Source organism: Yoonia sp. (assembly GCF_030731595.1).
GTDB lineage: Bacteria > Pseudomonadota > Alphaproteobacteria > Rhodobacterales > Rhodobacteraceae > Yoonia.
This window is the reverse complement of the sequence record NZ_JANQTS010000039.1, coordinates 1-25,349: the sequence shown is the minus strand read 5'-3', so window position 1 is coordinate 25,349 and position 25,349 is coordinate 1. Positions and strand designations below refer to the sequence as shown.

General features: G+C 58.1%; 34 protein-coding genes. 23 read left to right on the top strand and 11 right to left on the bottom strand.

Annotation, left to right across the window (positions count from 1 at the left end):
- Nucleotides 1-2 precede the first annotated feature (2 nt).
- Together NWQ23_RS03615 and NWQ23_RS03610 are read left to right on the top strand one after the other, a co-directional pair.
- On the top strand, nt 3-1,925 hold the full coding sequence (locus tag NWQ23_RS03615; protein WP_306164877.1) for an OmpA family protein: 1,923 nt from the start codon (nt 3-5) through the stop codon (nt 1,923-1,925).
- Nucleotides 1,926-1,934: 9 nt separating this feature from the next.
- A complete protein-coding gene (locus NWQ23_RS03610) occupies nt 1,935-2,264 on the top strand; it encodes a hypothetical protein (RefSeq protein ID WP_306164876.1) in 330 nt (109 codons plus the stop codon).
- A 2-nt stretch (nt 2,265-2,266) separates the two neighbouring features.
- Here the strand turns inward: NWQ23_RS03610 and NWQ23_RS03605 are convergent, their stop codons facing one another.
- A complete protein-coding gene (locus tag NWQ23_RS03605; protein WP_306164875.1) occupies nt 2,267-3,214 on the bottom strand; it encodes an L-threonylcarbamoyladenylate synthase in 948 nt (315 codons plus the stop codon).
- Between the two features lie 114 nt (nt 3,215-3,328).
- On the opposite strand from NWQ23_RS03605, the gene NWQ23_RS03600 reads away from it, so the two are divergent.
- Both NWQ23_RS03600 and NWQ23_RS03595 read left to right on the top strand, forming a co-directional pair.
- Nucleotides 3,329-5,032 carry an acyl-CoA dehydrogenase gene (locus NWQ23_RS03600; RefSeq protein WP_306164874.1) on the top strand — a complete coding sequence of 568 codons (1,704 nt, stop codon included), beginning with the start codon at nt 3,329-3,331 and terminating at the stop codon, nt 5,030-5,032.
- Nucleotides 5,032-6,096: an MBL fold metallo-hydrolase gene (locus NWQ23_RS03595; protein ID WP_306164873.1), complete on the top strand. Its 1,065-nt coding sequence runs from the start codon at nt 5,032-5,034 to the stop codon at nt 6,094-6,096. Before NWQ23_RS03600 ends, NWQ23_RS03595 begins: the two co-directional genes overlap by 1 nt.
- Here the strand turns inward: NWQ23_RS03595 and NWQ23_RS03590 are convergent.
- Both NWQ23_RS03590 and NWQ23_RS03585 read right to left on the bottom strand, forming a co-directional pair.
- Complete coding sequence (locus NWQ23_RS03590) at nt 6,057-6,830, bottom strand: class II glutamine amidotransferase (RefSeq protein WP_306164872.1); 774 nt, start codon at nt 6,828-6,830, stop codon at nt 6,057-6,059. The two genes, NWQ23_RS03595 and NWQ23_RS03590, sit on opposite strands and share 40 nt — an antisense overlap.
- Complete coding sequence (locus NWQ23_RS03585) at nt 6,831-7,070, bottom strand: DUF6356 family protein (protein WP_306164871.1); 240 nt, start codon at nt 7,068-7,070, stop codon at nt 6,831-6,833.
- Nucleotides 7,071-7,175: 105 nt separating this feature from the next.
- Here NWQ23_RS03585 and NWQ23_RS03580 point away from each other — a divergent pair, with 105 nt between their 5' ends.
- From NWQ23_RS03580 to NWQ23_RS03565, 4 genes are all read left to right on the top strand, one after another.
- The gene (locus NWQ23_RS03580) at nt 7,176-7,637 is read left to right on the top strand and encodes an Lrp/AsnC family transcriptional regulator (RefSeq protein WP_306164870.1); all 462 of its coding nucleotides are present in this window, start codon (nt 7,176-7,178) and stop codon (nt 7,635-7,637) included.
- Nucleotides 7,634-8,113 (top strand): DUF6173 family protein, encoded by a 480-nt coding sequence (locus NWQ23_RS03575; RefSeq protein ID WP_306164869.1) that lies wholly within the window; start codon nt 7,634-7,636, stop codon nt 8,111-8,113. Before NWQ23_RS03580 ends, NWQ23_RS03575 begins: the two co-directional genes overlap by 4 nt.
- Before the next feature lie 65 nt (nt 8,114-8,178).
- Nucleotides 8,179-8,313, top strand: coding sequence for an aa3-type cytochrome c oxidase subunit IV (locus tag NWQ23_RS03570; protein ID WP_306164868.1), 135 nt, complete (start codon nt 8,179-8,181; stop codon nt 8,311-8,313).
- 6 nt (nt 8,314-8,319) lie between these two features.
- Nucleotides 8,320-8,943 carry a hypothetical protein gene (locus NWQ23_RS03565; RefSeq protein WP_306164867.1) on the top strand — a complete coding sequence of 208 codons (624 nt, stop codon included), beginning with the start codon at nt 8,320-8,322 and terminating at the stop codon, nt 8,941-8,943.
- Here NWQ23_RS03565 and NWQ23_RS03560 read toward each other — a convergent pair.
- Both NWQ23_RS03560 and NWQ23_RS03555 read right to left on the bottom strand, forming a co-directional pair.
- Nucleotides 8,918-9,253: an AzlD domain-containing protein gene (locus tag NWQ23_RS03560; RefSeq protein WP_306164866.1), complete on the bottom strand. Its 336-nt coding sequence runs from the start codon at nt 9,251-9,253 to the stop codon at nt 8,918-8,920. The genes NWQ23_RS03565 and NWQ23_RS03560 overlap by 26 nt on opposite strands.
- The gene (locus NWQ23_RS03555; protein ID WP_306164865.1) at nt 9,250-9,972 is read right to left on the bottom strand and encodes an AzlC family ABC transporter permease; all 723 of its coding nucleotides are present in this window, start codon (nt 9,970-9,972) and stop codon (nt 9,250-9,252) included. Before NWQ23_RS03555 ends, NWQ23_RS03560 begins: the two co-directional genes overlap by 4 nt.
- 60 nt (nt 9,973-10,032) lie before the next feature.
- Between NWQ23_RS03555 and NWQ23_RS03550 the strand changes: the two genes are divergently transcribed.
- Genes NWQ23_RS03550 through NWQ23_RS03530 form a run of 5 tightly spaced genes read left to right on the top strand, consistent with a single transcriptional unit; the run spans nt 10,033 to nt 14,663 of the window.
- Nucleotides 10,033-10,917: a formate dehydrogenase accessory sulfurtransferase FdhD gene (locus NWQ23_RS03550; protein ID WP_306164864.1), complete on the top strand. Its 885-nt coding sequence runs from the start codon at nt 10,033-10,035 to the stop codon at nt 10,915-10,917.
- Nucleotides 10,914-11,501 carry a molybdenum cofactor guanylyltransferase MobA gene (gene mobA / locus NWQ23_RS03545; protein ID WP_306164863.1) on the top strand — a complete coding sequence of 196 codons (588 nt, stop codon included), beginning with the start codon at nt 10,914-10,916 and terminating at the stop codon, nt 11,499-11,501. The genes NWQ23_RS03550 and mobA overlap by 4 nt, the downstream gene beginning before the upstream one ends.
- A complete protein-coding gene (gene mobB, locus NWQ23_RS03540; RefSeq protein WP_306164862.1) occupies nt 11,498-11,989 on the top strand; it encodes a molybdopterin-guanine dinucleotide biosynthesis protein B in 492 nt (163 codons plus the stop codon). Before mobA ends, mobB begins: the two co-directional genes overlap by 4 nt.
- A gap of 17 nt (nt 11,990-12,006) precedes the next feature.
- Nucleotides 12,007-14,085 carry a gephyrin-like molybdotransferase Glp gene (gene glp / locus NWQ23_RS03535; protein ID WP_306164943.1) on the top strand — a complete coding sequence of 693 codons (2,079 nt, stop codon included), beginning with the start codon at nt 12,007-12,009 and terminating at the stop codon, nt 14,083-14,085.
- Nucleotides 14,085-14,663 (top strand): GNAT family N-acetyltransferase, encoded by a 579-nt coding sequence (locus NWQ23_RS03530; RefSeq protein ID WP_306164861.1) that lies wholly within the window; start codon nt 14,085-14,087, stop codon nt 14,661-14,663. Before glp ends, NWQ23_RS03530 begins: the two co-directional genes overlap by 1 nt.
- Here the strand turns inward: NWQ23_RS03530 and mbfA are convergent.
- The gene (gene mbfA, locus NWQ23_RS03525) at nt 14,660-15,637 is read right to left on the bottom strand and encodes an iron exporter MbfA (RefSeq protein WP_306164860.1); all 978 of its coding nucleotides are present in this window, start codon (nt 15,635-15,637) and stop codon (nt 14,660-14,662) included. The genes NWQ23_RS03530 and mbfA overlap by 4 nt on opposite strands.
- A gap of 154 nt (nt 15,638-15,791) precedes the next feature.
- On the opposite strand from mbfA, the gene NWQ23_RS03520 reads away from it, so the two are divergent.
- Nucleotides 15,792-15,980, top strand: a complete 189-nt coding sequence (locus tag NWQ23_RS03520; protein ID WP_306164859.1) for a hypothetical protein — start codon at nt 15,792-15,794, stop codon at nt 15,978-15,980.
- Between the two features lie 106 nt (nt 15,981-16,086).
- Entirely contained in the window at nt 16,087-16,704 is a 618-nt protein-coding gene (locus tag NWQ23_RS03515; protein ID WP_306164858.1) for a TetR/AcrR family transcriptional regulator, read from the top strand.
- Here NWQ23_RS03515 and NWQ23_RS03510 read toward each other — a convergent pair.
- Complete coding sequence (locus NWQ23_RS03510; RefSeq protein WP_306164857.1) at nt 16,701-17,435, bottom strand: NYN domain-containing protein; 735 nt, start codon at nt 17,433-17,435, stop codon at nt 16,701-16,703. The two genes, NWQ23_RS03515 and NWQ23_RS03510, sit on opposite strands and share 4 nt — an antisense overlap.
- Before the next feature lie 62 nt (nt 17,436-17,497).
- A complete protein-coding gene (locus NWQ23_RS03505; protein ID WP_306164856.1) occupies nt 17,498-18,610 on the bottom strand; it encodes an S-(hydroxymethyl)glutathione dehydrogenase/class III alcohol dehydrogenase in 1,113 nt (370 codons plus the stop codon).
- 110 nt (nt 18,611-18,720) lie between these two features.
- Between NWQ23_RS03505 and NWQ23_RS03500 the strand changes: the two genes are divergently transcribed.
- The 5 genes from NWQ23_RS03500 to NWQ23_RS03480 all read left to right on the top strand — a co-directional run bounded on the left by NWQ23_RS03500 (nt 18,721) and on the right by NWQ23_RS03480 (nt 20,448).
- Nucleotides 18,721-18,990, top strand: a complete 270-nt coding sequence (locus NWQ23_RS03500) for an I78 family peptidase inhibitor (protein ID WP_306164855.1) — start codon at nt 18,721-18,723, stop codon at nt 18,988-18,990.
- Nucleotides 18,991-19,205: 215 nt separating this feature from the next.
- Nucleotides 19,206-19,541, top strand: a complete 336-nt coding sequence (locus tag NWQ23_RS03495; RefSeq protein WP_306164854.1) for a DUF2794 domain-containing protein — start codon at nt 19,206-19,208, stop codon at nt 19,539-19,541.
- Nucleotides 19,542-19,664: 123 nt separating this feature from the next.
- Nucleotides 19,665-19,817, top strand: a complete 153-nt coding sequence (locus NWQ23_RS03490; protein ID WP_306164853.1) for a hypothetical protein — start codon at nt 19,665-19,667, stop codon at nt 19,815-19,817.
- A complete protein-coding gene (gene hemP, locus NWQ23_RS03485) occupies nt 19,814-19,981 on the top strand; it encodes a hemin uptake protein HemP (RefSeq protein WP_306164852.1) in 168 nt (55 codons plus the stop codon). Before NWQ23_RS03490 ends, hemP begins: the two co-directional genes overlap by 4 nt.
- Nucleotides 19,978-20,448: a hypothetical protein gene (locus tag NWQ23_RS03480; protein WP_306164851.1), complete on the top strand. Its 471-nt coding sequence runs from the start codon at nt 19,978-19,980 to the stop codon at nt 20,446-20,448. Before hemP ends, NWQ23_RS03480 begins: the two co-directional genes overlap by 4 nt.
- Here the strand turns inward: NWQ23_RS03480 and NWQ23_RS03475 are convergent.
- The 3 genes from NWQ23_RS03475 to NWQ23_RS03465 all read right to left on the bottom strand — a co-directional run bounded on the left by NWQ23_RS03475 (nt 20,445) and on the right by NWQ23_RS03465 (nt 23,129).
- A complete protein-coding gene (locus NWQ23_RS03475) occupies nt 20,445-21,260 on the bottom strand; it encodes an NlpC/P60 family protein (protein WP_306164850.1) in 816 nt (271 codons plus the stop codon). The genes NWQ23_RS03480 and NWQ23_RS03475 overlap by 4 nt on opposite strands.
- Nucleotides 21,257-22,636, bottom strand: a complete 1,380-nt coding sequence (locus NWQ23_RS03470; RefSeq protein ID WP_306164849.1) for a M17 family metallopeptidase — start codon at nt 22,634-22,636, stop codon at nt 21,257-21,259. Before NWQ23_RS03470 ends, NWQ23_RS03475 begins: the two co-directional genes overlap by 4 nt.
- 76 nt (nt 22,637-22,712) lie before the next feature.
- The gene (locus NWQ23_RS03465) at nt 22,713-23,129 is read right to left on the bottom strand and encodes a hypothetical protein (protein ID WP_306164848.1); all 417 of its coding nucleotides are present in this window, start codon (nt 23,127-23,129) and stop codon (nt 22,713-22,715) included.
- Between the two features lie 112 nt (nt 23,130-23,241).
- On the opposite strand from NWQ23_RS03465, the gene NWQ23_RS03460 reads away from it, so the two are divergent.
- From NWQ23_RS03460 to NWQ23_RS03450, 3 genes are all read left to right on the top strand, one after another.
- On the top strand, nt 23,242-23,889 hold the full coding sequence (locus NWQ23_RS03460) for a carbonic anhydrase (protein WP_306164942.1): 648 nt from the start codon (nt 23,242-23,244) through the stop codon (nt 23,887-23,889).
- Nucleotides 23,890-23,969: 80 nt separating this feature from the next.
- Nucleotides 23,970-24,947 carry a sodium-dependent bicarbonate transport family permease gene (locus tag NWQ23_RS03455; protein ID WP_306164847.1) on the top strand — a complete coding sequence of 326 codons (978 nt, stop codon included), beginning with the start codon at nt 23,970-23,972 and terminating at the stop codon, nt 24,945-24,947.
- Nucleotide 24,948: 1 nt separating this feature from the next.
- On the top strand, nt 24,949-25,257 hold the full coding sequence (locus tag NWQ23_RS03450; RefSeq protein ID WP_306164846.1) for a P-II family nitrogen regulator: 309 nt from the start codon (nt 24,949-24,951) through the stop codon (nt 25,255-25,257).
- Nucleotides 25,258-25,349: the final 92 nt, after the last annotated feature.

The window sequence follows — 25,349 nt, the reverse complement described above, 5'->3', positions numbered from 1 at the left end:
CAATGCGATTATCAGCCATCTTCATCCGTTTGATCGTCTTTGCCATGGCAGCGGTCTTGTCGGTCATTGCCGCGCGCTCGACGGTGGCGATCGTTGAAGAACGCTCGGTGCTGGCCGTGCGGGAAACGCTTGTAGATCAAGGCTATGAGTGGGCTTCAGTGTTAGGCGACGGCCTTCAGGTCATTCTCGAAGGTGACGCCCCTAGCGAAGCTGTGCGGTTCCGTGCAATTTCCGCCGCAGGGAGCATGGTTGATGCAAGCCGTGTCATCGACAACCTCTCCGTCACCGATTCGGCGGTGATCGCGCCGCCCGAATTCGCCATCGAAATCTTGCGCAACGATTCCGGGGTGTCCTTGATCGGCCTGATCCCCGCGTCAACAGACCGCGAAGCCTTGGCGCAACGCATTGCAGATATCGCTGACGGACAAACGGTCACGGACCTGCTGGAAGTTGGGGACTATCCTACACCGCCAACATGGCGGGCTGCGATGAACTATGCACTGCGCGCGCTTGAGTTGCTGAATAAATCAAAAATCTCGGTCAATGCCGAGCGGGTGATGGTGAGTGCCATCTCGGACAGCCCCGAAGAGAAACGACGACTTGAAATTGCCCTTGCACGCAACACACCAGAAGGGGTGCGTCTGGCCGTGGATATCAGCGCCCCGCGCCCCGTGATCTCGCCATTTACGACACGCTTTGTCCTCGACGAAGACGGCGCGCGGTTTGATGCCTGTACTGCCGATACCGCCGAAGCGGTGAGCGCGATCCTCTCGGCTGCCTCCAAGGCCGGGTTTCAGGAAAGGGCGAACTGCGTTCTGGCACTTGGGGCACCATCGACCACTTGGGGCGAAGCCGTGGCACAAGCCATAACGGCAGTCGAAAACATGGGTGGCGGCACAGTCACAATTGCGGATACCGATATTACGCTGGTTGCGCCGGTCGGCACCGGCCAAGCTACATTCGACAATATCGTCGGACGTCTTGAAAATTCTCTTCCTGACGTCTTCGCTCTCTCCGCGGAACTGCCCGAACTGGCGACCGATACAGGCACAGAACTGCCGCAGTTTACAGCAACACTCAGCCCGGAGGGAGCGGTCCAACTTCGTGGCCGCATACCCGACGACGTTACAAATACCTTGGCTGAAAGTTTCGCAAATGCCCGGTTCAGCCAACGACAGGTAACGATGGGCACGCGGATTGCAGAGGGGCTGCCCGCTGACTGGTCGGTCCGTATCCTCGCGGGGATCGAGGTCTTGTCAGAGCTTTCGAACGGGGCCGTCGTAGTCGAACCCGACACAATCCGAGTGCGCGGCAATACCGGCAACGAAGACGCCAGTGCAGCCATCTCAAGGCTCTTGATTGAAAAGCTCGGACAAACTGCCGTCTTTGAGATTGACGTGGCATATGTCGAGCAATTGGACCCGGTCGCGAGCCGCCCGACACCCGAAGAATGCATGGTTCAGATCCTCGCCGCTACCGAAGGGCGCAAGATCACCTTCGATCCCGGTTCAGCGGATCTGACCGCAGCCACCCAACCTGTCGTCGACGACATTGCGGCTGTCCTGAAGGAATGCGGCGACCTGCCGATCAGGGTTTCCGGCTTTACAGACAGTCAAGGGCGTGTGGAGATGAACCAGCAACTGTCGCAGGCGCGGGCCGATGCTGTCCTGACCGCTCTGCGCGCACGGCGGGTTCCTGTGTCCACCTTTGAAGCGATCGGCTTTGGCGAAGAGAACCCAATCGCCTCGAATGAAACCGAAGAGGGGCGCGAAGCGAACCGGCGGATCGAATTCAGTCTGATTCTGCCCGAACCGCTCCCCGAAAGCACATCCGCCCTTGATGGGTTAGCCGAAGATGTCGTGATTGAAGACCCGCAAGAAGACCCAGCCCCACAAGAAGATGCACCCGCAGCAGAAAACGAATAGAACAGGCCAATGAACAGAACCGAATTCATCATCGCAACGGCCATCATCCTTTTTGTGGCTTTCATGCTTGGCTGGTTTGCAAGCTGGCTGGTGAACCGATTTACGCGCGTGACCAAAGCAGAAATCGGCGAACTTGATAAAATGGCTCAGGCCTTGCACGAGGCCGAAGAAACCCGCGATCAGGCGATCACCTATCTGCAACAGCGCGAAGCCGAGATCACCAACCAGTTGAGCCAGACCGAGGCAGAATTGCGCGCCGCGATGGATGGCTTGCGCGAAGCGCGGCGCGAAGCGGAAGAGCTACGCGGTTATATCGAGCAGCAAAACAGCCAAGGCTAGGATCAGCGGGGGGCGGCAGCCCTGCGCAGACGGTCGTTGATGGCGCGGCCCAAGCCAATATCAGGCACGGGTGATACGGCAATCGCCTCAGCGCCCATCGCATCCAACTGGTGCAGGCAGGCAAAAAGCCGTGCGGCAGCTTCGGTCAAATCCCCAGATGGGGACAGGTTGAGATCAGCATCAACCGGACCAAACCCAAGCAGCACCTCGCCCGCTTCGGCGTAAGGTGCGTTCAAACGGACCTTACCTTTCGGCGCGTAATGCGATGCAAGCTGACCGGGTGCAACCGGCAAGGCGGGATCGTCCGGCTGGGCAAGCGGCGCACCCAGACAAGCCGCGATTGCCTCGACCGGAATGCCCCCTGCGCGCAACAGGGCAGGCGTGCCAGCACAGCTCACTATGGTCGATTCCAACCCTACGGGGCACTCTCCCCCGTCAATCACCGCATCAATCCGGTTGCCTAGTCCGGCCAACACATGGGCGGCGGTTGTCGGGCTGACCCGGCCGGAGGGGTTCGCAGAAGGTGCTGCAACCGGCCCACCGAAGACATCCAGCAGCGCTTTGGCCACCGGGTGGTCCGGTACGCGGATCGCAAGCGTGTCCAGACCAGCAGTCACCAGCTTTGATATCCCCGCATCCGGCCTGAGCGGTAAAACCAGTGTCAGCGCGCCAGGCCAGAAAGCCGCAGCAAGCCTGTGCGCCACATCGTTAAAGTCGCAATAGACCTGAGCCGCAGCAAGGTCCGGCACATGGACAATCAGCGGGTTGAAACTGGGCCGCCCTTTGGCTTCATAAATTCCCGCAACCGCTCTGTCATCGCGGGCATCCGCACCCAGCCCGTAGACGGTCTCGGTCGGGAAAGACACCAACCCGCCACGGCGCAAAATCTCTGCTGCTTTGCGCAGTCCGGCCGTGTCCGGTCCGAGCGTGAGGATTTCTTCATGGGTCATGACGTGGCGTTTTGGTTGATGGGTGGGCCTTCAGGAGTAGGTTAGCCCCTATAGCGGGGTGCATAGCCCCCGGACCCGCGTTTGCCAAGCGGCTGGACCATTCGGAGAAAACCAATGCCTTATCGTGCGCCTATTCGCGATTTTCACTTTCTGATGGAGCATGTGGTCGGTTTCAAGGCTGTCGCGGCCACAGACCAATTTGCCGATGCGACACCGGACATGACGCAAGCGATCCTGACCGAAAGCGCCAGAATGTGCGCAGATATCCTTGCACCGCTTAACCGCGTAGGCGATCTGCATCCCGCCCATCTGGACAACGGCATTGTGCGCACAGCGCCCGGATTTTCCCAAGGGTACAAAGCCATTGCCGAAGGTGGATGGATCGGTATGTCCGCCTCGAAAGAGGTCGGTGGCCTTGGCCTGCCCATGACCCTGACCACCACCGTCAACGAGATGATCGCCAGCGCCTGCCTTGCCCTCCAACTTAGCCCGCTGATGACCCAAGGGCAGATCGAGGCACTTGAACACCACGCCTCTGACGCACTCAAGGCGCTTTACATTCCCAAGCTGATCTCGGGCGAATGGAACGGAACGATGAACCTGACCGAACCGCAGGCGGGTTCGGATGTGGGGGCTTTGCGCACCAAGGCCACGCCAAATGGCGACGGGACTTACGCCATCACAGGCCAGAAGATCTATATCAGCTGGGCCGACAATGATTTCACCGAAAATGTCTGCCACCTTGTCCTCGCGCGTTTGCCCGACGGGGTGCCCGGCACGAAAGGAATCAGCCTTTTCATGGTTCCCAAGCTCATACCGGACGCGGATGGCAATCCCGGCGCAAAGAACGACCTGCGCGTTGTCAGCCTCGAGCACAAGATGGGCTTGCATGGCTCTCCGACCGCTGTAATGGAGTACTCGGGTGCGACCGGCTGGCTGGTCGGTCACGAGCATGAAGGCATGGCAGCGATGTTTACCATGATGAACAATGCACGCTTGGGTGTTGCCGTCCAAGGCGTCGGCGTGGCCGAGGCCGCATTGCAACACGCACTGGCCTATGCCCAAGACCGCAAGCAAGGCAAAGCACCCGGCACAGGGGCCATTATCGAACATGCTGACGTGCGCCGGATGCTGTCCACGATGAAAGCCGATACCTATGCCGCAAGGGCGATCACCTTGATGAATGCCGTTGCCATCGACATGGCGCTGGCCACCGGTGATGCTGGTTGGCAGGCCCGCGCCGCATTTCTGACGCCGATCAGCAAGGCTTTTGGCTCTGACATCGGTTGCGAAGTGGCCGCGATGGGCATTCAGGTCCACGGCGGCATGGGCTTTATCGAAGAAACAGGCGCGGCCCAATTTGCCCGCGATGTCCGCGTGGCAACCATCTACGAGGGCACCAACGGTATTCAGGCCATGGACCTTGTCGCGCGGAAACTGATGGATGGTGGCGAAGCGGCGTTCCGGCTTCTGGAAGAGATCGAACAGGGGGCAGAGACCGCCAAGGCAACCCATCCCGACCTTGCCGAAGCGGTCTGGCAAGCGGCGGAAACACTGCGCGAGGTCACCGAATGGCTGTTGGCCCAGAGCGATCTGAATGACCGCTTTGCAGGGGCCGTGCCCTATCTGCGCGCCTTTGCGCGGGTCTTGGGCGGCCATGTGCATCTGGCAAGTGCTGTCGCGGGTGACACGAGCCGCCTGCGACTCGCCACATTCTATATCAAGCGGATATTGCCCGAACATACCGGTCTTCTGGCCCATGTGCGCGAAGGCGCCAGCGACCTGATGTCCATCTCTGCTGACGATCTCGCTGCCTGATGGCTGATGGCGCAAGCGGGATCCGCTACCCTTTCCCCCAGCCGCCAATGGAAGGCGAAGCGATTACCGTCGCACCGGGCGTGCTTTGGCTGCGGCTGCCACTGCCGATGGCGCTCGACCATGTGAACGTCTACGCGCTGGATGACGGCGACAGCTGGACCGTTATCGACACCGGTTTCGCATCGAAACGCGGGCGGGCAATCTGGGAAAAACTGCTGCGCGGACGGCTTGCTGGCAAACCGGTCAAGCGGGTGGTGGTCACACATCACCACCCGGATCACGTAGGCTTGGCCGGGTGGTTCATGGAACACGGGGCAACACTTTGCATGCCACGCACAGGCTGGCTGATGGCGCGGATGCTGACGCTCGATGTGCAAGACACCCCGAAACCCGAGGCACTGGCCTTCTACAAACTGGCCGGTATGGAGGCACAAGAACGCGCGCGCCGCGCGGCAGAGCGGCCCTTCAACTTTGCCGATTGTGTGGCCCCCCTGCCCCTGGGCTACATCCGCCTGATTGACGGTGACACGATCACAATGGGTGGACGGACCTGGGATATCCGCATGGGTGACGGGCACGCCCCCGAACACGCCACCTTCTGGAGCCGCGACTGCAACCTTGTGATCGGTGGCGATCAACTGTTGCCGTCCATCAGCCCGAACCTTGGGGTCTATCCGACCGAACCCGATGCCGATCCGGTGGCCGACTGGCTGCGGTCATGTCACAAGTTCCAAAGCTTTGCCGAAGACGGGCATTTGGTGCTGGGAGGGCACAAGCTTCCCTTCACCGGACTGCCGACGCGGTTGACACAACTGATCGAAAACCACCACGGCGCTTTGCGCCGCTTGCTTGCACATCTCAGCGAACCGCGCAGCGCAGGAGAGTGTTTCTTGCCCCTTTTCAAGCGGCAGATCGGACAAGAGGAATACGGGCTGGCCTTGGTCGAAGCCGTGGCGCATCTCAACCACCTTCACCAAAACGGTCAGGCGACGCGCGTGCTGCGCGAGGATGGTGCCTGGGGGTTTCAGGCGGCCGCAGACATCGCCATCGGGACCATCTCGTAGCCCGCTGCAGTGACTTTGCACAACGTATCGGTCGGAATCGCGGTCCAGCGCTCGGTCACACCGCACAAGGGCTCTGACGCCACTGCACGCCCGCCATTATCCAGAACGCCCGAAACATAAAGCGTTGGTGCAGGACCAGACGAGGCATGGCGGAACGCATAGAGCGTCTGCCCGTCAGAAAAGACACAGGTCAGCTTGGTCGGGCCTTCGGATTGTGCGGGACCAATCAGCGCCAAAGTCGCCTGCATCGCGGCGACAGGATCAGCCGCCAGCCCGTTGGCCAGAAGCGTGAGAAAGATCAGTTCGCTGTCGGTAGAGCCGCGACGGGCGTCGAACAGATCATCACAGAGCGCGTCCAGCATCTTGCGGCGGATCGATTTGAAATGCGGCAACTGCCCGTTGTGGCAAAACGACCAAGCGCCATGCACGAAAGGATGGCAATTGGTGCGGGTCGTCTCGCCGATCGTCGAGGCACGGATATGCGCGATGAAATGGCCAGAGCGGACCATGCGGCACAGGTTCGTCAGGTTGTCATCAGCCCATGCGGGCAAAACGTCGCGGTAAACACCAAGATTGCCCCGCTCGTCGTACCAACTGATCCCAAAACCATCGCCATTCACGGCAAGCTTTGCCTCGGTGGCGTGCTGGCTTTGCGTCAGCAGCGAGTGGACCGGACGCACGACGATGTTTTCAAGCGGAATTGCTGGGCCTGTGTAGGCAGCGATACGGCACATTCAGTGGCGGCTCTCGATCCGGGCGTGGAGCCTTTTGAGAATACGGCTGGCGGTTGTCTCGCAAAGCGCGGGAACGACCGCATGTACTAAAGCGGCAAGTGCAGCAGCGGCCAGCCAGAACGCGAAACTGAACGCAAACCGCATATGCTGGAAATAGGTCTCGTTCACAGTCGCCGGGTGATCAAGAAACAGAACCGTGAGTGGGTTTCGGCTTGGTGGGCTGTTTGAAGCTTCTGACATTGTGGGGGTCCCGTATTGGCTTTTGAAAAGCCTACCCAATTCACTGTGCGAAGTGATCCCAAAGTTCGTTGCATTTACGCCTCTTTTTGGGATATTGTCCCGAGTATGACGCCAATTCTAGATAATATAGACCGCGCTATCCTGCGAATAGTGCAAAAAGATGCTTCGCTATCGGTCGACGAGGTCAGCGCCGCGGTCAATCTGTCGCGCAACGCCTGCTGGCGACGGATCAAGGCCATGGAACAGTCGGGCGTGATCAAGGGTCGCGTCGCCTTGGTTGATCCGGCAAGTGTGGGCGTGCCGCTGAGCGTGATGGTTCTGATCCGGACCAATGCCCACAATGCAGATTGGATCAAACAGTTCCAGACGACGCTGCAAAGCTTTCCCGAAGTCGTGGGCGCATATCGCATGACAGGTGATCTGGACTATGTTCTGCGGGTGCGGGTTGCCGACGTGCCCGCCTATGATACCTTCTACAAAAGACTGACTTCACGTATTTCTGTCTCGGACATCTCGGCAAGTTTCGTTATGGAAGAGATCAAGGAAACAACCGCGGTGCCACTATGACAGACACGACGATGCAGATTGATACCTCGGCCGAGGTGATGGAAAATGACATTCTTCCCAAATGCAGGGAAATCCACACCGATCCAAATGTGCAGTCTGCAACAGGCGCGTCGATCCCGAAAGCACTGAACAAACCGGTGACGCAGAAAAGCCCCGCTCAATGGGCTTATGAGCGGATAATCATGTATATCCAGAACTTCGAGCAGCAGCTAGACAATGAGCATGAAGTCGGGCTTGGGCTTGCCGGCGGCAAAACGGGTGTCATCAAGATCGAGGGTCTGGGCTACTATGACCCCGATATCATCACCTACTACGGGCTCAACGAAATCGGTGTGCGCACACAACTGATTCAACACGTCAGCCAGTTGAATGTGTCCTTGGTCGCCAGTCCAAAGCACATCGATCAACCAGCGCCAAACAGGATCGGCTTTCAGCTTGCATCAGCTTTGGACGGCGACGAAGATGTGACCAGCTGACCGGGTGACAACGCCAAATGAATCGTCTATGCGATAGTCAAATGTGATCTCGAAGGAACTCTACTATGGCTGACCACAAGCACGGTGAAATGGATATCTCTGCTCAGGAAAAAACCTTTGAAGGTTTCATGAGCATGACGACAAAAACCGGAATTGGCATTATTGTCTTTCTGATCTTCCTTGCCATTGTTGCTATCTGATTTTTCGTGGATCGACGTCGGTTTCTGATCGGCCTGCCGTTGGCCTTGTCTGCTTGCACGGCGCAAGAGGTCTGGGCGCCGGACGACATCGTCGCGCGTGCGATTCATCGGAAGCCGGGCGACAAGTATCTGACGCTTTACACGATGAAGAACATCGGCTCCGGCAATGGGGCGCATAGTTCTTTGGTGATCAATGCCAGCCAGAGAGTGCTCTTTGATCCCGCGGGGTCGTTCAGCCAAGAGGCGATGCCGGAACGCAATGACGTGCTCTTTGGTGTCACGCCGCAACTTGAAGACTTCTATGTCAGTTTCCATGCCCGCGTCACTTATTACGTGGTTGGCCAGACTGTCATCGTGCGGCCAGAGGTTGCCGAACAGGCGCTCAACCTCGTTATGGCAGCAGGCCCCGTGCCTCAGGCAAACTGCGCAAGGGTGACATCGCGGATTCTGCGGCAATTACCCGGCTTCGAGGGGTTTCGTCAGACATGGGACCCAAACCGGATCGAAGAAGATTTTGCCAAACTGCCAGGCGTTGTGACCCGCGAATATCGCGAAAATGACTCTGACGATAAATCCGTTGCAGCGGCTCAGATCAACGCACAGCTTAGAGCGCAGCAACAATCGCGATAGCGATATAGAATGTCGCAGCACCACCGCAGATAGCCCAAAGCGCACTGCGCGTCCAAACCCCAACCAGGACCGTGACCAAAGCTGCGATCAACCGCACAGGATCCGTCTGCCCTTGCGTGGCAGTGGGCCAAAGCACAAGGGGAGCGACCATCCCCGGCAAGACGGCGACAGGTGTGTAGCGCAGCAAACGCAGCACGAATGCGGGCATGTCCCGATTGCCGATGAGCCCGAGAAACGAAAACCGGATCAAGAACGTGCCCACCGCCATCAAGGCAATGATCAGCCAAATCTCTGCGCTGGAATAATTCATCGCCCGCGCCTTTCCATCCATGTCTCCACCAAAGCACCGGTCAGCATCGCAGCACCAGCCGCAATCAAAAGACCGGTCCCTGCCGGCAGCTCGGTCAAGGCCAGCGCCACAAGAACCGACACCCCCGCCGCGGCAAGATGGGCGCGTGATTTCAACATCGGTGCGACCATCGCCAAAAACATGATCGGCATGATGAAATCGAGCGCCCAAGCATCCGGGATCGCCTTGCCGGCCAAGATACCAACCAGCGTCATGACGGCCCAAAGCGGTGCAATTGGTGTCGCCACACCAAAGAAATACGACACGCGATCAGGCACGCTCATCTCTGGTCTGGCCTCGTAACGCGAGATCGACATCACATAGGTCTGGTCAAAATTCAGATAGGCAATCAGGGCGCGCTTCCAAAGCGGCGCCGCCCCCAGATAGGGCACCAAAGAAGCCGAATACATCGCCATGCGCAGGTTCACGGCCAAGGCCGCAAGCAAGACAAACGCAATGCTGGCGTTCTCCACCATCAATTGCACGGCCGCGAATTGGGCCGCACCCGCGATAACAAGGACGGTAAAGCCCATCGCCTGCGCCAGTGTCAGCCCCGCATCCGTTGCAATAACTCCGAACAATGTAGCAAAAGGGCCCGCCATCAAGATGAAGGGCGCGCCATCCCGGACACCGGCCCAATAGGCCGATTTCGCTGGTGCTTTCACGGTGGAAGTCGTCATGGCTTTGCCCTAGCTTAAGCGCGTTGCGACAGCCTTAAACCTGCGAATGGGGAATGACAATTGGCGCGGATTGAAGACACCTCGGGATATCTGATCGCGCCCGACCCGAGCGCACCACGTCTGACGCGTGCCGTGCATGGCACCGATCAGAACGGGGAAATGATTGACCTGAACGTTGTAGAAGAGCGCCCTTTGACGATCTTTCTCAACGCGCGGGAAATTGTGACGGCCATGACGATCGGCGACTACCCTCAATACCTAGCGCTTGGATTCCTGCGCAATCAAGGGATGTTGCATGACGGCGATGTCATCACAGGCGTCGACTATGATGAGGAATTGGAGACTGTCGTTGTCCGGACCAAGGTGCAGACCACCTATGAGGACAAACTCAAGAAGAAGACACGGACCAGCGGCTGTGCTGTCGGCACCGTCTTTGGAGACATGATGGAGGGGCTGGAGGGGATCACCCTGCCCAATGTGCAAGTGCGGACCTCTGACCTTTATGCTTTGGCGGCAACGATCAACCGCACCCCGTCGCTTTATCTGGAAGCAGGGGCAATCCATGGGACTGTCCTGTGCCAAGGTGATCGCCCGTTGGTCTATATGGAAGATGTGGGCCGCCACAACGCCGTCGACAAAATCGCAGGCTGGATGCTGTCCGAAGGCGTGAGTGCGGGTGACAAAATCCTTTACACCACCGGACGACTGACATCCGAAATGGTGATCAAGACTGCAATGATGGGCATCCCCGTTCTGGCCTCCCGGTCCGGTTTTACCGCATGGGGCGTCGAGATCGCGCAGCAGGTTGGATTGACGCTGATCGGTCGGATGAAAGGGCAAAGGTTCGTCTGTCTTGCAGGAGAAGACCGCCTGACCAGAGATGCCGATCCGGCAAGCATAGCCGATGAGCCGCGCAAATCGGGCCGCAAAGGCAGCGCGGCATGAAACAGCCTTTTGGTGTTATTTTGGCCGGTGGCCAAGCCACGCGCATGGGCGGCGGTGACAAGGGGCTTTTGCCGCTGGGCAACAGCACCATTCTGGGCCACGTCATTGACCGGCTTGCACCGCAGGTGGCAGGGCTTGCGCTGAACGCGAACGGCGATCCCGCACGGTTTGCAAGCCTTAGCCTGCCTGTGATTGCGGACCAAATGGCGGGTTTCGCGGGGCCTTTGTCAGGTGTGTTGGCCGGGATGGATTGGGCGGCAGAACAAGGCGCTTCGCATATTGTCACCGCAGCTGCGGATACCCCGTTCTTTCCTTGTGATCTGGTCCCGCAGCTTTGCTTGGCGGCAGAAAACGCGGGCACAGAGATCGCCTTGGCGGCAACCCCTGACGGGCGGCACCCGACGTTCGGGCTTTGGCCTGTCGCACTGAGGGACGACCTGCGGGCCGCGCTTTCGGACGGTCTGCGCAAAGTCGTTCTTTGGACCGACAAGCATGGCGCAGCGACTGCGCTGTTCCCTGATGACGCGGCCTTTTTCAACGTCAACACGCCCGATGATCTGGCGCAAGCGGAAGTGATGCTATGAAGATTTACGGCATCGTCGGCTATAAGAACGCGGGCAAAACCGGCCTTATGGAACGGCTCGTGACAGAGATCACAGGGCGTGGCTTTCGCGTTTCGACCCTGAAACATGCCCATCACACCTTTGATGTCGATCATGAAGGCAAGGACAGCTATCGCCATCGCCATGCGGGCGCGCATCAAGTCTTGCTGTCCTCCCGCGCGCGTTGGGCGCTGATGACCGAGTTGCGCGATGGTGACGAACTGCCGCTGTCTGAATTGCTCGGACGGCTTGACCCAGTCGATCTGATCCTTGTGGAGGGGTACAAACGCGATGCACATCCCAAGATCGAAGCGTACCGCGCCGAAAACAACCATCCTATCCTAGCCCATACCGACCCGACCGTGCGCGCCATTGCCAGCGACATAGCACTGGATGTGACACAACCCTTTTTTGACCTCGACGACACGAAAGCCATCGCCGATTTCATCTTGCAAGAGGTCGGACTGTGACCTTCGACACCTTCCTGATGGTCGATTGGTCAGGCGGCAATGATCGCGGCGCGGCTCCGAAAAAAGACGCTATCTGGGTCTGTGCGGCCCGGAGCGGGACCGCTGATGCGCCAGTCTATTTGCGCAACAGGCAGGTTGCAGAGACCTGGATTGCCGCATTCTTGCACAGCGAACGCGCGGCTGGTCGTCGGGTTCTGGCGGGGTTTGATTTCGCTTTTGGCTATCCAGAGGGGTTTGGCAAAGCGCTGACCGGTAGCGACGATCCGTTCGCGGTCTGGGATTGGTTTGCAGCTCGGGTTGTGGATGCTCCCGACAGCAACAACCGGTTTGATCTGGCGGGCGAGATCAACGCGCGCTTTGCCGGTGTCGGACCGTTCTGGGGCAATGGGCTCAAGCGCGATATCCCCGATCTGCCCCGTAAGGGATTAGCCCGCACCGACCACAACATGCCCGAAAAACGCGCCGCCGAAAGGCTTGCCAAAGGGGCCTTTGCCGTCTGGCAACTTTCAGGCGCAGGCGCTGTTGGCAGTCAGGTGATCATGGGACTACCGATGCTGGCACGCCTCAGGGACAGGTTTGCGCCAGAGGTTGCGGTATGGCCATTCGAGTCCCTTGATCAGCCGATCGCGATTGTTGAAATCTGGCCTTCCTTGATCGCCAGAGCGGTCACGGCAACCCAACCCGAAGGAGAGATCAAAGACGCCCATCAAGTGATGCTTTTGGCGCAAACACTATCCGGGCTGCCACCTCGTGACATTGCCAAGTTGCTGGATGTTCCACGGAACGCCGAAGGCTGGATTCTGGGTCTTGGGCACAAGGCCATGTTGGAAGAGGCCGCACTGGCGCAGCATGCGCCGCCACCGCTCAAAAACGATTGCTTTGCGATGCCCCAAGGGGCGACTTGGACACCTGTGGACGAGGCGCTCGCGCATTTGCAGGCCCAGTTGTACGGCGTCACGCTAGACGAGGTGATCCCGCTTGATGCAGCAACAGGGCGGTTTCTGTCCGAAGATGTCACAGCAAAGCGGGCTCATCCGCCCGCCCCCAACGCGGCGGTCGACGGTTATGGCTTTGCCGGTCCTGCCGCAGCCGGTGTCAACCGGCTGAAGCTGGTCGATGGCAGGGCGGCTGCAGGTGCACCCTATGCCGGCGTTGTGCCAGAAGGCTATGCCGTTCGTATCCTGACAGGGGCGAACTTGCCCACAGGTGTGGATACGATCGTGCTGCAAGAGGACATCCGCCTGACCGCGCAAGACATCAGCTTTCACGGACCGCTCAAGCGCGGGGCAAATGCCCGGGCGGCAGGCGAGGATATGGCAGCAGGTCAAATCATCCTGCAACAGGGGCGCAAGGTGACGCCTGCCGATCTGGGGATGCTGGCCTCTGTCGGGATCGGCAAGATCAAGACCCGCCAGAAACTGCGCGTAGGGGTCCTCTCGACGGGTGACGAATTGCGTGAAGTGGGTGCGGCTGCGACATCGGCCCAGATTTATGATGCCAATCGCCCTATGCTGTGCGCCCTCGCAGCGCAGTGGGGCTACGATGTCATCGACCTTGGACGCGCGCCCGATGACCGCGCGCGCTTGCAAGGCATTCTGGATGATGCGGCCGTGCGTTGCGATGTCATCCTGACATCTGGTGGAGCGTCTGCTGGGGACGAGGACCATATGTCGGCGCTCTTGGAGGGCACCGGGTCGCTGGCGCTTTGGCGGATTGCGATGAAACCGGGGCGGCCTTTGGCGATGGGTTTGTGGAAGGGAAAACCGGTTTTCGGGCTGCCCGGCAATCCGGTGGCAGCAATGGTCTGCGCCTTGGTCTTTGCTTGGCCCTCGCTTGCGGTTCTGGCCGGTGGTGAATGGCGCAGGCCGCAGCATTATCTGCTACCCGCCGCTTTTGAAAAATCCAAGAAACAAGGCAGGCGCGAATATCTGCGCGCGCGGATCGTTGATGGACAGGTCCATGTTTTTCCGTCCGAAGGATCAGGCCGTGTCTCTGGCCTGAGTTGGGCCACTGGTCTTGTAGAACTGAGCGATACTGCACAAAAGATCGCGCCGGGCGATCTTGTATCCTTCATACCCTATGGCAGTTTTGATTGATGGAGATTGTTGTCGGAATTCCCCGAGCAAACCGGGAAGAAGCTGCAGCCCTTTATTGGGAAGCATTCGGTGAAAAGCTCGGGTTTGTTTTGGGGCCGAAAGATCAGGCGCTGCAGTTCGTTCGTTCTGTGCTGCGGCCTGATCATGGGATCTGCGCCATCGACGAAAACGGGAAGCTGCTTGGCATTGCCGGCTTCAAGACAACCCAAGGCGCACTGGTTGGCGGCGAGTTCAGGGATCTGCGAAGAGTCTACGGCTGGATCAGCGCAACCGTCCGTTTCACGCTACTCGTCGCATTGGAACGCGATATCGAGAACGAGCGTTTCTTGATGGACGGGCTTTTTGTGGCGCGAGAGGCGCGTGGTCTTGGTGTCGGGACTGCCTTGCTTGACGCAGTTGCCCAAGAAGCGAAAAGGCGCGGCTATGGGCAAGTGCGGCTTGATGTCGTCGATACAAACCCCAGAGCCAAAGCGCTGTATCGCCATGTCGGCTTTAAAGAGATCAGAACGGCCAAGATCGGCGTGCTGCGGCACTTTTTTGGCTTTAGTGCCGCCACAACTATGGTGCGGGATGTTTAGCCCGACCCGATGATCACGCCTGCCGCAAAGACCAATGCGCCACCAAGCACCACTTGAAAGATCGCCTTGAGCCAAGGTGTCTGCATATAGCGGTTCTGGATCCAGGCGATTGCCCAAAGTTCTGCAAAAACGACGATCAATGCAATGATCGTTGCCGTCCAGAAATCCGGGATCAGGTAAGGCATCGCATGGCCCAAGCCGCCAATCGTGGTCATGACCCCTGCGGCAACACCGCGCTTGAGCGGCGAACCCCGCCCTGAAATCTGGCCGTCATCCGATGCTGCTTCGGTAAAGCCCATCGAAATCCCCGCGCCGACCGAGGCTGCCAGACCTACCAAGAACGTCGTCCAAGTGTCTTGCGTCGCAAAGGCGACCGCAAAGATCGGGGCCAGCGTCGAAACCGAGCCATCCATCAGACCGGCCAGACCCGGCTGGACCCATGTCAGGATGAACTGGCGATGCGCGGCTGATTCCTCTTCGGATTTGGCATCGCCGCCAAGATGTTGATCGGACAGGGCATTTGCCTTTTCCGAATGGCCCGCCTCGGCGGCAGCCAGATCACCCAGCAGTTTACGAGTGGCCGCATCAGTTGTCTGCGCCGCCGCGGCAAGATAGAACCGTTCCGCGTCACGCTCCATCTGGGCGGCCTCATCGCGAATCCGCTCCAAGCCCAGATTCTCGATCAGCCAGACAGGACGGCGGGCATAGAATCCTGAAACATGTTCGCGCCGGATCAGCGGGATCACTTCGCCAAAACGCGTAGAGTGGAGATCGATCAGGCGGCGCCGGTGGCCGTCTTCCTCGGTCGCCATCCCGTCGAAGATCGCCGCTGAAGAGGGGTAATCGGCGCGAAGCACTTCCGCGTAGCTGCGATAGATGCGCGCGTCATCCTCCTCTGAGGAAATGGCGAGCGCCAATATTTCCTGCTCGGAGAGATCCTTGAAACGGCGACGATAAGCTAGTCCGGGTATCATGAGTGTTCTCTGACTACATTAGAATAGTTCTAAACTAGTCTTTCCTGCATCAAGCTCAAGTCAAAAAAGTGAACTGATCAGTTCATTTTTTGCTTGCAATCTGAACTGATCGGTTTAGTTATTGCAAAATAGACAAATTCAAAAGGACGTTTCCATGCCCCGCATCTTCCTCGCACTCGTTGCCGCTGCCATCGTAAGCGCCGCCGCGCCTGCCTCTGCTTTGTCGTTTCAAGTCGATTTCCCGACGCTGACCTATCCTCCCCGCCCTGCCCCAGAAGTCAGCCAAGGCTGTACCGACATGACGACTTTGAATGGCGCGCCTTGCAAAACATCGTCCAAGTAGCGCGCCCAGCGATGGGGTCCCTCATCCCCCTGACCCCATCGCTGTAATGCCCTTGCCCGAAGTGAACCGGTTAGTTTATGGTAGGGGCTCATAAGGGGAGGCAAAAATGCCAGACGGCACGGTAGAACCCAAGAAGGGACGGAAATTTGATCAGGTGCTGGAAGGCGCCAGACAAGTCTTCCTCTCTGACGGTTTCGAAGGCGCCTCGGTCGATGACATCGCCAAAGCGGCAGGTGTCTCCAAGGCGACCCTCTACAGTTATTTCCCTGACAAGCGGTTCCTGTTCATGCAGGTGGCCCGCACCGAATGCGCCCGTCAGGCCGATCATGCGATCGAAACAATCGATATGAATGCGCCGGTGGGTCAGGTCTTGCACGATATCGCGGTCGAAATGGTCGATTTTATCACGTCGAAATTCGGCAAACAGATCTTCCGGATTTGCGTCGGCGAAAGCGATCGCTTTCCCGAACTGGGGCGCGAATTCTATGAAAGCGGCCCCATGCTGATCCGCAACCGTCTGGTAGAGTTTTTCAAGCAAGCCGCTGAGAAAGGCGAGTTGGAGATCACGGATTTCAACCTCGCCGCCGAGCAATTCCACGAGCTGTGCAAGGCCGATCTTTTTCCGCGCATGGTCTTCAACATGAATGACGACTTTACCCCCGCAGAAAAACTGCGTGTGGTCAACGGCGCGGTCGAAATGTTCATGGCGCGCTACAGCGCCTAGTCTAACCGTCGCACTTCGACGGTTTTGCCTTCTTTCTTGACCTCGAAACGCCCTGTCTTGGCCAGCAGGTCGCTCAGCTTGGGGCTGCCATAGGTGCGCGGATCAAAATCAGGATGGGCGCGGGTGATGTGCTGGCCCAAGGGCCCGAGCGAAAACCAATCACCTTCGCTGTCGATGCTTTCCATTGCCTTGATGATCAAAGGCACAGCTTTCGAGGGCGGCTGGCGATTGCTGGCACTCTGCGCCACTTTCTCCGTTTTCGGTGCTTCGGCCTTCGTCTGGTCTTTGTCGGACCCGACAATATTCTCGATCAGGATAAAGCGGTTGCAGACATTGCGCAGACTGACAGGAGCCTTTGCCTCGCCAATCCCGATCACCTCGACCCCGTCCTCACGCAACCGGTTGGCAAGTGCTGTAAAGTCACTGTCCGATGACACCAGCACAAACCCGTCAAACCGGCCCGTGTGCAGGATGTCCATCGCGTCAATCACCAGCCCAATGTCACTGGCATTCTTGCCTTTGGTATTGGCGGTTTCCTGATTGGCAACCATCCCCAGTTCAACCACTTCGCGCTTCCAATTGGCCAAAGCAGGGCTGGACCAGTCGCCATAGACGCGGCGCAGGGCCGGTTCGCCATAGGTCGTGATCTCGCGCAGGATTTCGCTGGCATATCTGGCCGGGATGTTGTCGGCGTCGATCAGCACCGCAAGCAGCATTCTGTCCTTGGGCATCGTCTATCCTTTCAAGAGTGCGACGGCGTTAAAGACGGACCAATGCGCCTATCGGTCAGTTTTCAAAACTCGACCACCGCCCGGATGCTTTCACCTGCGTGCATCAGATCAAAACCTTTGTTGATGTCATCAAGACTCAGCTTGTGAGTGATCATCGGGTCAATCTCGATCTTGCCCTGCATGTACCAATCCACGATCTTGGGCACATCTGTCCGGCCGCGCGCGCCGCCAAAGGCTGTACCGCGCCAGCTCCGGCCTGTGACCAACTGGAAAGGCCGTGTCGAAATCTCTGCACCGGCGGGGGCCACACCGATGATGATGCTTTCACCCCAGCCTTTATGGGCCGCCTCGAGCGCCGTGCGCATCACGCCGACATTACCGGTCGCGTCAAAAGTATAATCGGCTCCGCCGCCGGTCAGTGCAACCAGATGGGCGACCATATCACCGGTCACATTCTTGGGGTTCACAAAATGGGTCATGCCAAAGCGGGTGGCCATCTCGACCTTGCCCTCGTTCAGATCGACGCCAACAATCTGGTCGGCACCGGCAAGACGCAGGCCCTGAATGACATTCAGGCCAATCCCGCCTAGACCAAAGACAATCGCAGTCGATCCGATCTCGACTTTGGCTGTGTTGATGACTGCCCCAATCCCCGTGGTGACACCGCAGCCGATATAGCAGATCTTGTCAAAAGGCGCGTCTTTGCGGACTTTCGCCAAAGCGATCTCTGGCAGGACGGTGTGATTGGCAAAGGTTGAACAGCCCATGTAATGCAGGATCGGCGTGCCATCGAGCATCGAAAACCGCGACGTCCCGTCGGGCATGACACCCGCCCCTTGGGTCGAGCGGATTTTCTGGCAAAGGTTGGTCTTCGGGTTCAGACAATATTCGCACTCGCGGCATTCGGGCGTATAAAGCGGAATAACGTGATCGCCTGGCTGCAGGCTGGTGACACCCTCGCCCACTTCCACGACAACGCCTGCCCCTTCATGGCCCAAGATCGCGGGAAACATGCCCTCGGGGTCCGCACCGGACAGAGTAAACTCATCCGTATGGCAAATCCCTGTAGCTTTGATCTCGACCAGAACCTCACCCGCCTTGGGGCCTTCAAGGTTCACTTCCATTACTTCAAGCGGCTTGCCCGCTGCCAATGCTACGGCTGCACGTGTACGCATGTCCGGTATCTCCCTTTGCTTTGCCAAGACGATCAGGCAAAGCCGTGTGGAATTCAACAGCCGAGTTCTGTTTCACTTGCTTTGACCGCAAATCCAGCGAGAATAAAGCCATGAAACGGACCATTGCCTTCATCGTCCTCGCCGGTTGCGCCGCGCCGACGCCGACCCCGACGCTTCCGCCGCAACTCGAAGACACCTGCAACGCCGCGGCATATGCCAATCTCATTGATCAGGATGCGACAGCACTCGAACGTGTCTTGCTTTTGGGTCCGGTCCGCGTGATCCGCCCCGGCGATGCCGTCACGAGAGACTTCCGCCCCGACCGGATCAATTTCATGATCGGCGAGAACGAAACAATCCAGATGATTGATTGCGGCTAGGTCTGGGAGGGGAAACGAAATTCCCCGATGTCACGAACTGGGTGGGGGCTATTGACCGCGACATCGGGGTAGCATTTCGCTATAGTTCCAATATCACGTCGAGTTGTGTTCCCAGTTGGCAATATAAGGGGCCGTCGCGTGTTATTTTTAAGGCGAAACAAAGGCAGCCTCACAAGAAACCTTGATTTTGCAGGGGTTTGGGGCAAGTCTTTGTTATGACCTATCAACCCTCTCCCTCGTTTCATGCACCCGAGCAGGTTGCGTTCCACCGCACCGAACTCAATGTGATTCTCGGGCTTTATGGCCGGATGGTCGCAGCCGGTGAATGGCGCGACTACGGAATGTCGCATCTTCGCGATGTTGCCATATTCTCGGTGTTCAGACGGACCGCGGAAAACCCGCTTTACCGCATTGAAAAACGGCCAAAGCTGCGCCTCAAGCAAGGCCAGTATGCGGTGATCGCCATGGACGGGCAGGTCCTGAAGCGCGGCAATGATCTGCGGCAGGTCTTGCGCGTGTTGGAGCGCAAACTGATCCGCGCAGTCGAATAATAAATACTTGACTAAAAAAGTCGGATTGACTTTCGCAGATGCCCAGCGCAGACTGTGCCTTGTATCCAGCCACCTTTGCAGCACCAAAGGAAGCCCGATCATGAAGATGAAAGGACACCGGCGATGCAACGAACAGACAAGATTGAAAACATAGGCGAGGCGTCGCAAGATCGCCGCACATTGGAAGAACTCTTCGCGTTGCTGGACACATCGGAAACTATACCACTGGAAGATTTCTTTGATCGTGTACCAGCGCAGAGAAAGCAGAAGCGATGAACATCCACAGCGCGCCTTTGCAAAGAACCCCGTCGCCACCCAGCGTTCCCGTCTATACTGTTACTGACCTCACAAAAGGTGGTAATCAGGCACAGATCACGTTGAATGATCAGATTTATACCCTGCGCATCACACGTGCGGGCAAGCTGATCTTGACGAAATGAACGCAATCCTGAGATCCCCGCCGGGTCAGTGTTCCGCGCACTGGTCAGACCGGCAAAAGCTGGAAGCGCTCAGCATATCGCTCTTGCGACTCTGGGCCGATGGGCAAGCCGGTCGTGCAAGAATGACCGCCGAAATCTATGAGACAATTGGCCCTCAACGAGGGCATCGAATCGTCACGTTATGGGCAGAATTTATCGAAATTTATGGGCTTTATCAGCAAGACCCATCGGCACCCCATGCCATCTATGAGGACTACCTGAGCATAGATGAGGCATATTTTGCCCAATTCCTTGCCATAGCAGCAGAAGGTGACCGCGAAGAGGCGCTTTTGTTCGCTATGTCGCGGGTCCGGCCTGATGCGGTGTTGGTCCTTACCAATCTGGCGACACAAATCGGGCTTTCGTTGAAACAAATCCTATTGATCAGATCAGCGACCAATAGACCGCTGTCGCAGAACCTGCATTAGAGCCGTTTGCGCGCAACCACCGGCCCGTCACCTTGGGCATCGATGCGCAGAATTGCCCGTTCCACCGGCTCGTAAACCGTTGCCATATGATGCGCGTTTGCGTGAATGAGCGTGTCAGGGTCCACCATCATCCCAACATGCCCCTGCCAGAACACAAGATCACCCCGCTGGAACGGCCCATCAAACGATTGCCCCAAACCGTCGCGCTGCATGTCACTATCAGCGGGGCAGGCGATATCACAAGCAGCAAGGCTGGCCGCGATCAATCCAGAGCAGTCGATCCCACGGGTCGAATTCCCACCCCAAAGGTAAGGCACGCCAAAATGCAACTGCGCGACGGTGGCAGGGTCGTTGAAAGGGCGATCCAGCCCGCGCAAATGGCTCTTTGGAATAAAACCCGCGTTGGTTTCGAAAAACTTGCGCCGTTCGTCCAGCACTGTCACCCGCGCAGCAAAGGGTAAACTGCACAGGTTTCGCGATTTGAAATCCTCTGCGACATAGGCGTGGGTCGCTACAGAGGCCACAAAATGCGTGGGTGTCAGGACCTCATCAAGTGCATTGGAGCTTACATATCCAACGTAGCCGTCAGCAACCTGCACAAAGGACCATCCAGCGCGATTTTCAAAAACCGTGACGACGGCACCCATCAAGAGTTGTCTGTCGCGCGGCCCGTCCGGACTGGCGCACAGATCAGTGACCTCAGGGCCGACCATCATCGACCAGCCTTCCAGAAATTTGTCCGCTGTCACCTGTCCGGCAAGATGCAAGGCCGCAACGCGCCCATTTGCAGGCGTCAGGCGGCGGTCGGTCATAGGCCCAAAAGCTCTGGCAAGGCTTCGAGAACTGCACGCGCACCCATGCCAACCCCGCCTTTGGGTCGCGCAGGGGCAGCTATCGGCTGCCAGCCGTAGATGTCGAAATGCATGTAAGGGCTTTCCACAAAACGACGCAGGAAAAGTGCCGCCGTGATGCAGCCTGCCATTCCCCCAGAGGGCGCGTTGTCAAGATCGGCGATGCCCGGCTCGATCATGTTCTCGTAGGGTTCATGAAACGGCAGCCGCCAAACTGGGTCCGCAACTCTGCTTGCGGCGCGCGCCAAAGCTGCGGCATGCGCATCATTATCCGTAAAGAATGGCGACAGATCGGGGCCAACCGCCACACGTGCCGCCCCAGTCAATGTGGCCATCGAGATGACCAGATCAGGGTTATCCTCGTCCGAAAGTGTCAGCGCATCGGCCAGAACCAACCGCCCTTCGGCATCGGTATTGTTGATTTCAACAGTCAGCCCCTTGCGTGAGGTCAGAATATCCTGTGGGCGGAATGCATTGCCGTCAATGGCGTTTTCGACCGCCGGAATCAGGACCCGCAAGCGCAACGGCATCTCCAAAGCCATAATCATATGGGCAAGGCCCAAGACGGTTGCAGCGCCTCCCATGTCTTTCTTCATCAGACCCATGGAACTGCCCGGCTTGATATTCAGACCGCCGGTATCGAAACAAACGCCTTTGCCGACCAAAGTCAGCATTGGCCCGGCCGTCCCCCAGCGCAAATCAATCAGTCGGGGCGCGCGGGTAGACGCCCGACCGACCGTGTGGATCATCGGAAAATTGGACATGATCAGATCATCGCCTCTGATGACATTGATCTGCGCGTCGTGTCCGGCGGCCAGCGTGCGCGATGCTTCCTCCAATTCGTCCGGTCCCATGTCCGAAGCAGGTGTATTGATCAGCTCCCGTGTCAGCGCTTCTCCATTGGCGATGGTGGCGATCCGCCCTGCATCGACCTCGTCGGGTGCGACAAGCCGTGCGATCGCAGGTGACGGCCTTTTGTAGCGGTCATAGCTGTAGCCTGCCAGCAACCAGGCCAGAGCAGCCTCGTCCAGGTCGGCGCCGGCTAGACCGCTCGCGATCTTATAGGTTCCGATCGGCAACTTGCGCGCAACGGCACCGATATGAAAACGCCCGCGCGCGCGCTTGGCCGCGGTACCGTATCCGACCAAGACCTGCGCAATCCCGCCGGCGTCGTCGGGGAGTGTCAGGACCTGTCCCAACTCCGCTGTAAATCCCTGCACCTCGGCCCAAGTGCGCCCCTGATCTGTCAGGGCAGCCAAAGCCGCATCAAGACCGTCTGTCGTTACGATATGGACGGGAATGGCGTGGTCGGTAGGTTCGGCAAAGGCGAGCGGCATGGCGTATCCTTCGAAAGCTGCTGTCACCCCAACCTAGCGGCCTGCCTGCAACCTGCAAGTGGCTGTGATGCCCCTGCTATAATTCCCGGAAATTCCAAATCTCTGATACGGCCACGTCAAAGCCTCTTTCCAAACGTGCCATTGTCGCCTCGAGTGCGACACCATCGTTTTGCGTCAGGCACCGGCAGACATGCGCGGCTGCAATCGCAACTTCGGTAAGGCCAATCTGGTCCGCAATATGCCCAATGCGCCGCGCGGGGCGGCGCATCCGCCCGAAATCACAGGCAGCCAAGCCGCGCTGCATCATGTCGAGACGCAACGCAATGTCTTCTAACATCCGGCAAACGACCTCTTCCGCGACACGCTGATCTTTCTCGGCAAAAAGCCTGCGGAGGGGTGCCGGATCGAAATGCATCTGATGCGGACAGTTCAAAACCACCACATCGCTTGATGCAGCACAGACAGAGGGCGGGAATGGTGTCACAGTTTCCATGAGACCGCTTTTGACAGAACAAGGTTCCCAGAAGGTTGACATCAATGTGAAAAACTCCTCGAAATTCATGTAAATGCCACGTATCCCTCGCCCAACAGCGAAAGATGTCACAATGCAGCATGCCCGTCCGCTTCCGGCCTATCTGGTCAACCGTTACTATGGTTGGAAGGCTACCGTTTATACGGAAAACAAGGGCTGGTACCGCAGGCTGGCTGAAGACGGTCAGCATCCAAGGTCGATGGTGATTTCCTGCTGTGACAGCCGCGTGCATGTGACATCCATCTTCGGGGCCGATCAGGGCGAGTTCTTTATTCATCGCAATATCGCCAATCTTGTTCCGCAGTTTAATCCCGATGGGCAAAACCACGGCACATCGGCCGCGGTCGAATACGCTGTGACGACCCTCAAAGTGGCTCATCTGATTGTCTTGGGTCATTCGGGATGCGGTGGCGTCGAAGGGTGCTACAACATGTGTTCGGGTCACGCGCCTGAGCTTGAGGAATCGAGCAGCTTTGTCGGACGCTGGATGGAAATTCTCCGCCCCGGATATGCCAGCCTTCCTGATGGCGATGACGCGACCCGCAAGCGCGCGCTTGAAAAGGCCAGCGTTGTCATCTCGCTTGAAAACCTCATGACCTTTCCCTTTGTGAAGACAGCCGTGGAAGATGACAGGCTGTCGCTTCATGGCCTTTGGAACGATATTGGCGAGGGCGGATTGGAAGCTTTCGATCCTCAAAGCGATACCTTTAACCCGATTTAAACGACGCAGGTCGGACCAGCACTCTTGCCAGATTGAGGTGAGTCCCCTAGGACCCGCTAAACTGAAAAGAGTGGGAACAGATGCAGGAAATTCTATCGCTTGCAGGTGCAAACCTGATCTCGCCCATCATCCTCAGCTTTGCCTTGGGCCTTGCTGCGGCCTTGGCCCGGTCTGACCTCACGATCCCCGAGGCCGTGGCCAAAGGCATGTCGATCTATCTGCTTTTTGCCATCGGCTTCAAAGGTGGCGTTGCAGTCAGTACGCACGGCATTGATCAGACGCTGATCTTGTCGCTGATTGCAGGGTTGGTACTGTCCTTTGGTCTGCCATTGATCGCATTTGCGATGTTGCGGTTCATGACGGGCCTGTCCAACATAGATGCAGCTGCCGTGGCTGCACATTATGGCTCGATCAGCATCGTGACCTTCGTGGCGGCGACCTCTGTTCTTCAAGGCCGGATGATCTCATCCGAGGGCTATATGGTCGCGGTTGCCGCCGTGATGGAGGCCCCTGCGATCTTGTCGGCGCTTTGGCTAGTGGCGCGCAGCGGTGGTGGCGGCAAGATGGAGCCGGGACTGATGCGCGAACTGCTGCTGAACGGGTCTATCGTGCTGCTTGTGGGCGCGTTCTTTATCGGTGCAATTACCGGCGAAAAGGGGCTCGACGAAATAAGCCCCTTTATTGTGGCCCCATTCAAAGGGGTGCTGTGCCTCTTCCTTTTGGATATGGGCCTGATCGCCGGACGTGGGCTGCGGCAGTCGCGTGGCGTGGTCAGCATGGGCGCTGTCGGCTTTGCGATCGCCATGCCGCTGATCGGTGCCGCAATCGGGTTGGGGGCTGGTTTGCTGGTGGGACTGTCCTTGGGCGGGGTCGTCCTGATGATGGTGCTAAGCGCATCGGCCAGCTATATCGCCGTGCCTGCGGCAATGCGTGTGGCCCTGCCAGAGGCCAACCCTTCCGTCTACCTGACCCTGTCTCTCGGGGTCACCTTCCCCTTTAACCTGACGCTTGGTATCCCGCTTTATCTTGCCATAGCGCAAATCGCAGTCGGAGTCTGACATGCAAACGCATACCGCAAAACGGGTTGAAATCGTGATCGAGGCGCCGCTTGAAAGACGGCTGACACAAGCCCTGACCAATGCCGGGGTCACAGGGTTCACCATTCTGCCCGTGCTGGGCGGTTCGGGCAGGTCAGGGGTCTGGACCCGCGAAGGTCAGGTCGGCCGGGCGGGCATGGTGTCGGTTGTGTGCTTGATCAAACCGGAACGACTGGACGGGTTGCTTGATGCGGCCTTTGGCGTCGTTGAAAAGCATATCGGCGTCGTCAGCATCACCGACGCGCAAGTGCTGCGGGCGGAGAGGTTTTAGGTGGGTAGATACGATATAAGCACTCACCCCAATTGTGTCTGAGCGAGAGCGGACTTTGTAGGCTGTCTGCTTCAAAGTCTGCTTTGCGGGAC

What these genes read in the sequence shown, in the direction of transcription:
- NWQ23_RS03615 (WP_306164877.1), top strand. Translation starts at nt 3, where the DNA reads ATGCGATTATCAGCCATCTTCATCCGTTTGATCGTCTTTGCCATGGCA.
- NWQ23_RS03610 (WP_306164876.1), top strand. Translation starts at nt 1,935, where the DNA reads ATGAACAGAACCGAATTCATCATCGCAACGGCCATCATCCTTTTTGTG.
- NWQ23_RS03605 (WP_306164875.1), bottom strand. Translation starts at nt 3,214, where the DNA reads ATGACCCATGAAGAAATCCTCACGCTCGGACCGGACACGGCCGGACTG.
- NWQ23_RS03600 (WP_306164874.1), top strand. Translation starts at nt 3,329, where the DNA reads ATGCCTTATCGTGCGCCTATTCGCGATTTTCACTTTCTGATGGAGCAT.
- NWQ23_RS03595 (WP_306164873.1), top strand. Translation starts at nt 5,032, where the DNA reads ATGGCTGATGGCGCAAGCGGGATCCGCTACCCTTTCCCCCAGCCGCCA.
- NWQ23_RS03590 (WP_306164872.1), bottom strand. Translation starts at nt 6,830, where the DNA reads ATGTGCCGTATCGCTGCCTACACAGGCCCAGCAATTCCGCTTGAAAAC.
- NWQ23_RS03585 (WP_306164871.1), bottom strand. Translation starts at nt 7,070, where the DNA reads ATGTCAGAAGCTTCAAACAGCCCACCAAGCCGAAACCCACTCACGGTT.
- NWQ23_RS03580 (WP_306164870.1), top strand. Translation starts at nt 7,176, where the DNA reads ATGACGCCAATTCTAGATAATATAGACCGCGCTATCCTGCGAATAGTG.
- NWQ23_RS03575 (WP_306164869.1), top strand. Translation starts at nt 7,634, where the DNA reads ATGACAGACACGACGATGCAGATTGATACCTCGGCCGAGGTGATGGAA.
- NWQ23_RS03570 (WP_306164868.1), top strand. Translation starts at nt 8,179, where the DNA reads ATGGCTGACCACAAGCACGGTGAAATGGATATCTCTGCTCAGGAAAAA.
- NWQ23_RS03560 (WP_306164866.1), bottom strand. Translation starts at nt 9,253, where the DNA reads ATGAATTATTCCAGCGCAGAGATTTGGCTGATCATTGCCTTGATGGCG.
- NWQ23_RS03555 (WP_306164865.1), bottom strand. Translation starts at nt 9,972, where the DNA reads ATGACGACTTCCACCGTGAAAGCACCAGCGAAATCGGCCTATTGGGCC.
- mobA (WP_306164863.1), top strand. Translation starts at nt 10,914, where the DNA reads ATGAAACAGCCTTTTGGTGTTATTTTGGCCGGTGGCCAAGCCACGCGC.
- mobB (WP_306164862.1), top strand. Translation starts at nt 11,498, where the DNA reads ATGAAGATTTACGGCATCGTCGGCTATAAGAACGCGGGCAAAACCGGC.
- glp (WP_306164943.1), top strand. Translation starts at nt 12,007, where the DNA reads ATGGTCGATTGGTCAGGCGGCAATGATCGCGGCGCGGCTCCGAAAAAA.
- NWQ23_RS03530 (WP_306164861.1), top strand. Translation starts at nt 14,085, where the DNA reads ATGGAGATTGTTGTCGGAATTCCCCGAGCAAACCGGGAAGAAGCTGCA.
- mbfA (WP_306164860.1), bottom strand. Translation starts at nt 15,637, where the DNA reads ATGATACCCGGACTAGCTTATCGTCGCCGTTTCAAGGATCTCTCCGAG.
- NWQ23_RS03520 (WP_306164859.1), top strand. Translation starts at nt 15,792, where the DNA reads ATGCCCCGCATCTTCCTCGCACTCGTTGCCGCTGCCATCGTAAGCGCC.
- NWQ23_RS03515 (WP_306164858.1), top strand. Translation starts at nt 16,087, where the DNA reads ATGCCAGACGGCACGGTAGAACCCAAGAAGGGACGGAAATTTGATCAG.
- NWQ23_RS03510 (WP_306164857.1), bottom strand. Translation starts at nt 17,435, where the DNA reads ATGCCCAAGGACAGAATGCTGCTTGCGGTGCTGATCGACGCCGACAAC.
- NWQ23_RS03505 (WP_306164856.1), bottom strand. Translation starts at nt 18,610, where the DNA reads ATGCGTACACGTGCAGCCGTAGCATTGGCAGCGGGCAAGCCGCTTGAA.
- NWQ23_RS03500 (WP_306164855.1), top strand. Translation starts at nt 18,721, where the DNA reads ATGAAACGGACCATTGCCTTCATCGTCCTCGCCGGTTGCGCCGCGCCG.
- NWQ23_RS03495 (WP_306164854.1), top strand. Translation starts at nt 19,206, where the DNA reads ATGACCTATCAACCCTCTCCCTCGTTTCATGCACCCGAGCAGGTTGCG.
- NWQ23_RS03490 (WP_306164853.1), top strand. Translation starts at nt 19,665, where the DNA reads ATGCAACGAACAGACAAGATTGAAAACATAGGCGAGGCGTCGCAAGAT.
- hemP (WP_306164852.1), top strand. Translation starts at nt 19,814, where the DNA reads ATGAACATCCACAGCGCGCCTTTGCAAAGAACCCCGTCGCCACCCAGC.
- NWQ23_RS03480 (WP_306164851.1), top strand. Translation starts at nt 19,978, where the DNA reads ATGAACGCAATCCTGAGATCCCCGCCGGGTCAGTGTTCCGCGCACTGG.
- NWQ23_RS03475 (WP_306164850.1), bottom strand. Translation starts at nt 21,260, where the DNA reads ATGACCGACCGCCGCCTGACGCCTGCAAATGGGCGCGTTGCGGCCTTG.
- NWQ23_RS03470 (WP_306164849.1), bottom strand. Translation starts at nt 22,636, where the DNA reads ATGCCGCTCGCCTTTGCCGAACCTACCGACCACGCCATTCCCGTCCAT.
- NWQ23_RS03465 (WP_306164848.1), bottom strand. Translation starts at nt 23,129, where the DNA reads ATGGAAACTGTGACACCATTCCCGCCCTCTGTCTGTGCTGCATCAAGC.
- NWQ23_RS03460 (WP_306164942.1), top strand. Translation starts at nt 23,242, where the DNA reads ATGCAGCATGCCCGTCCGCTTCCGGCCTATCTGGTCAACCGTTACTAT.
- NWQ23_RS03455 (WP_306164847.1), top strand. Translation starts at nt 23,970, where the DNA reads ATGCAGGAAATTCTATCGCTTGCAGGTGCAAACCTGATCTCGCCCATC.
- NWQ23_RS03450 (WP_306164846.1), top strand. Translation starts at nt 24,949, where the DNA reads ATGCAAACGCATACCGCAAAACGGGTTGAAATCGTGATCGAGGCGCCG.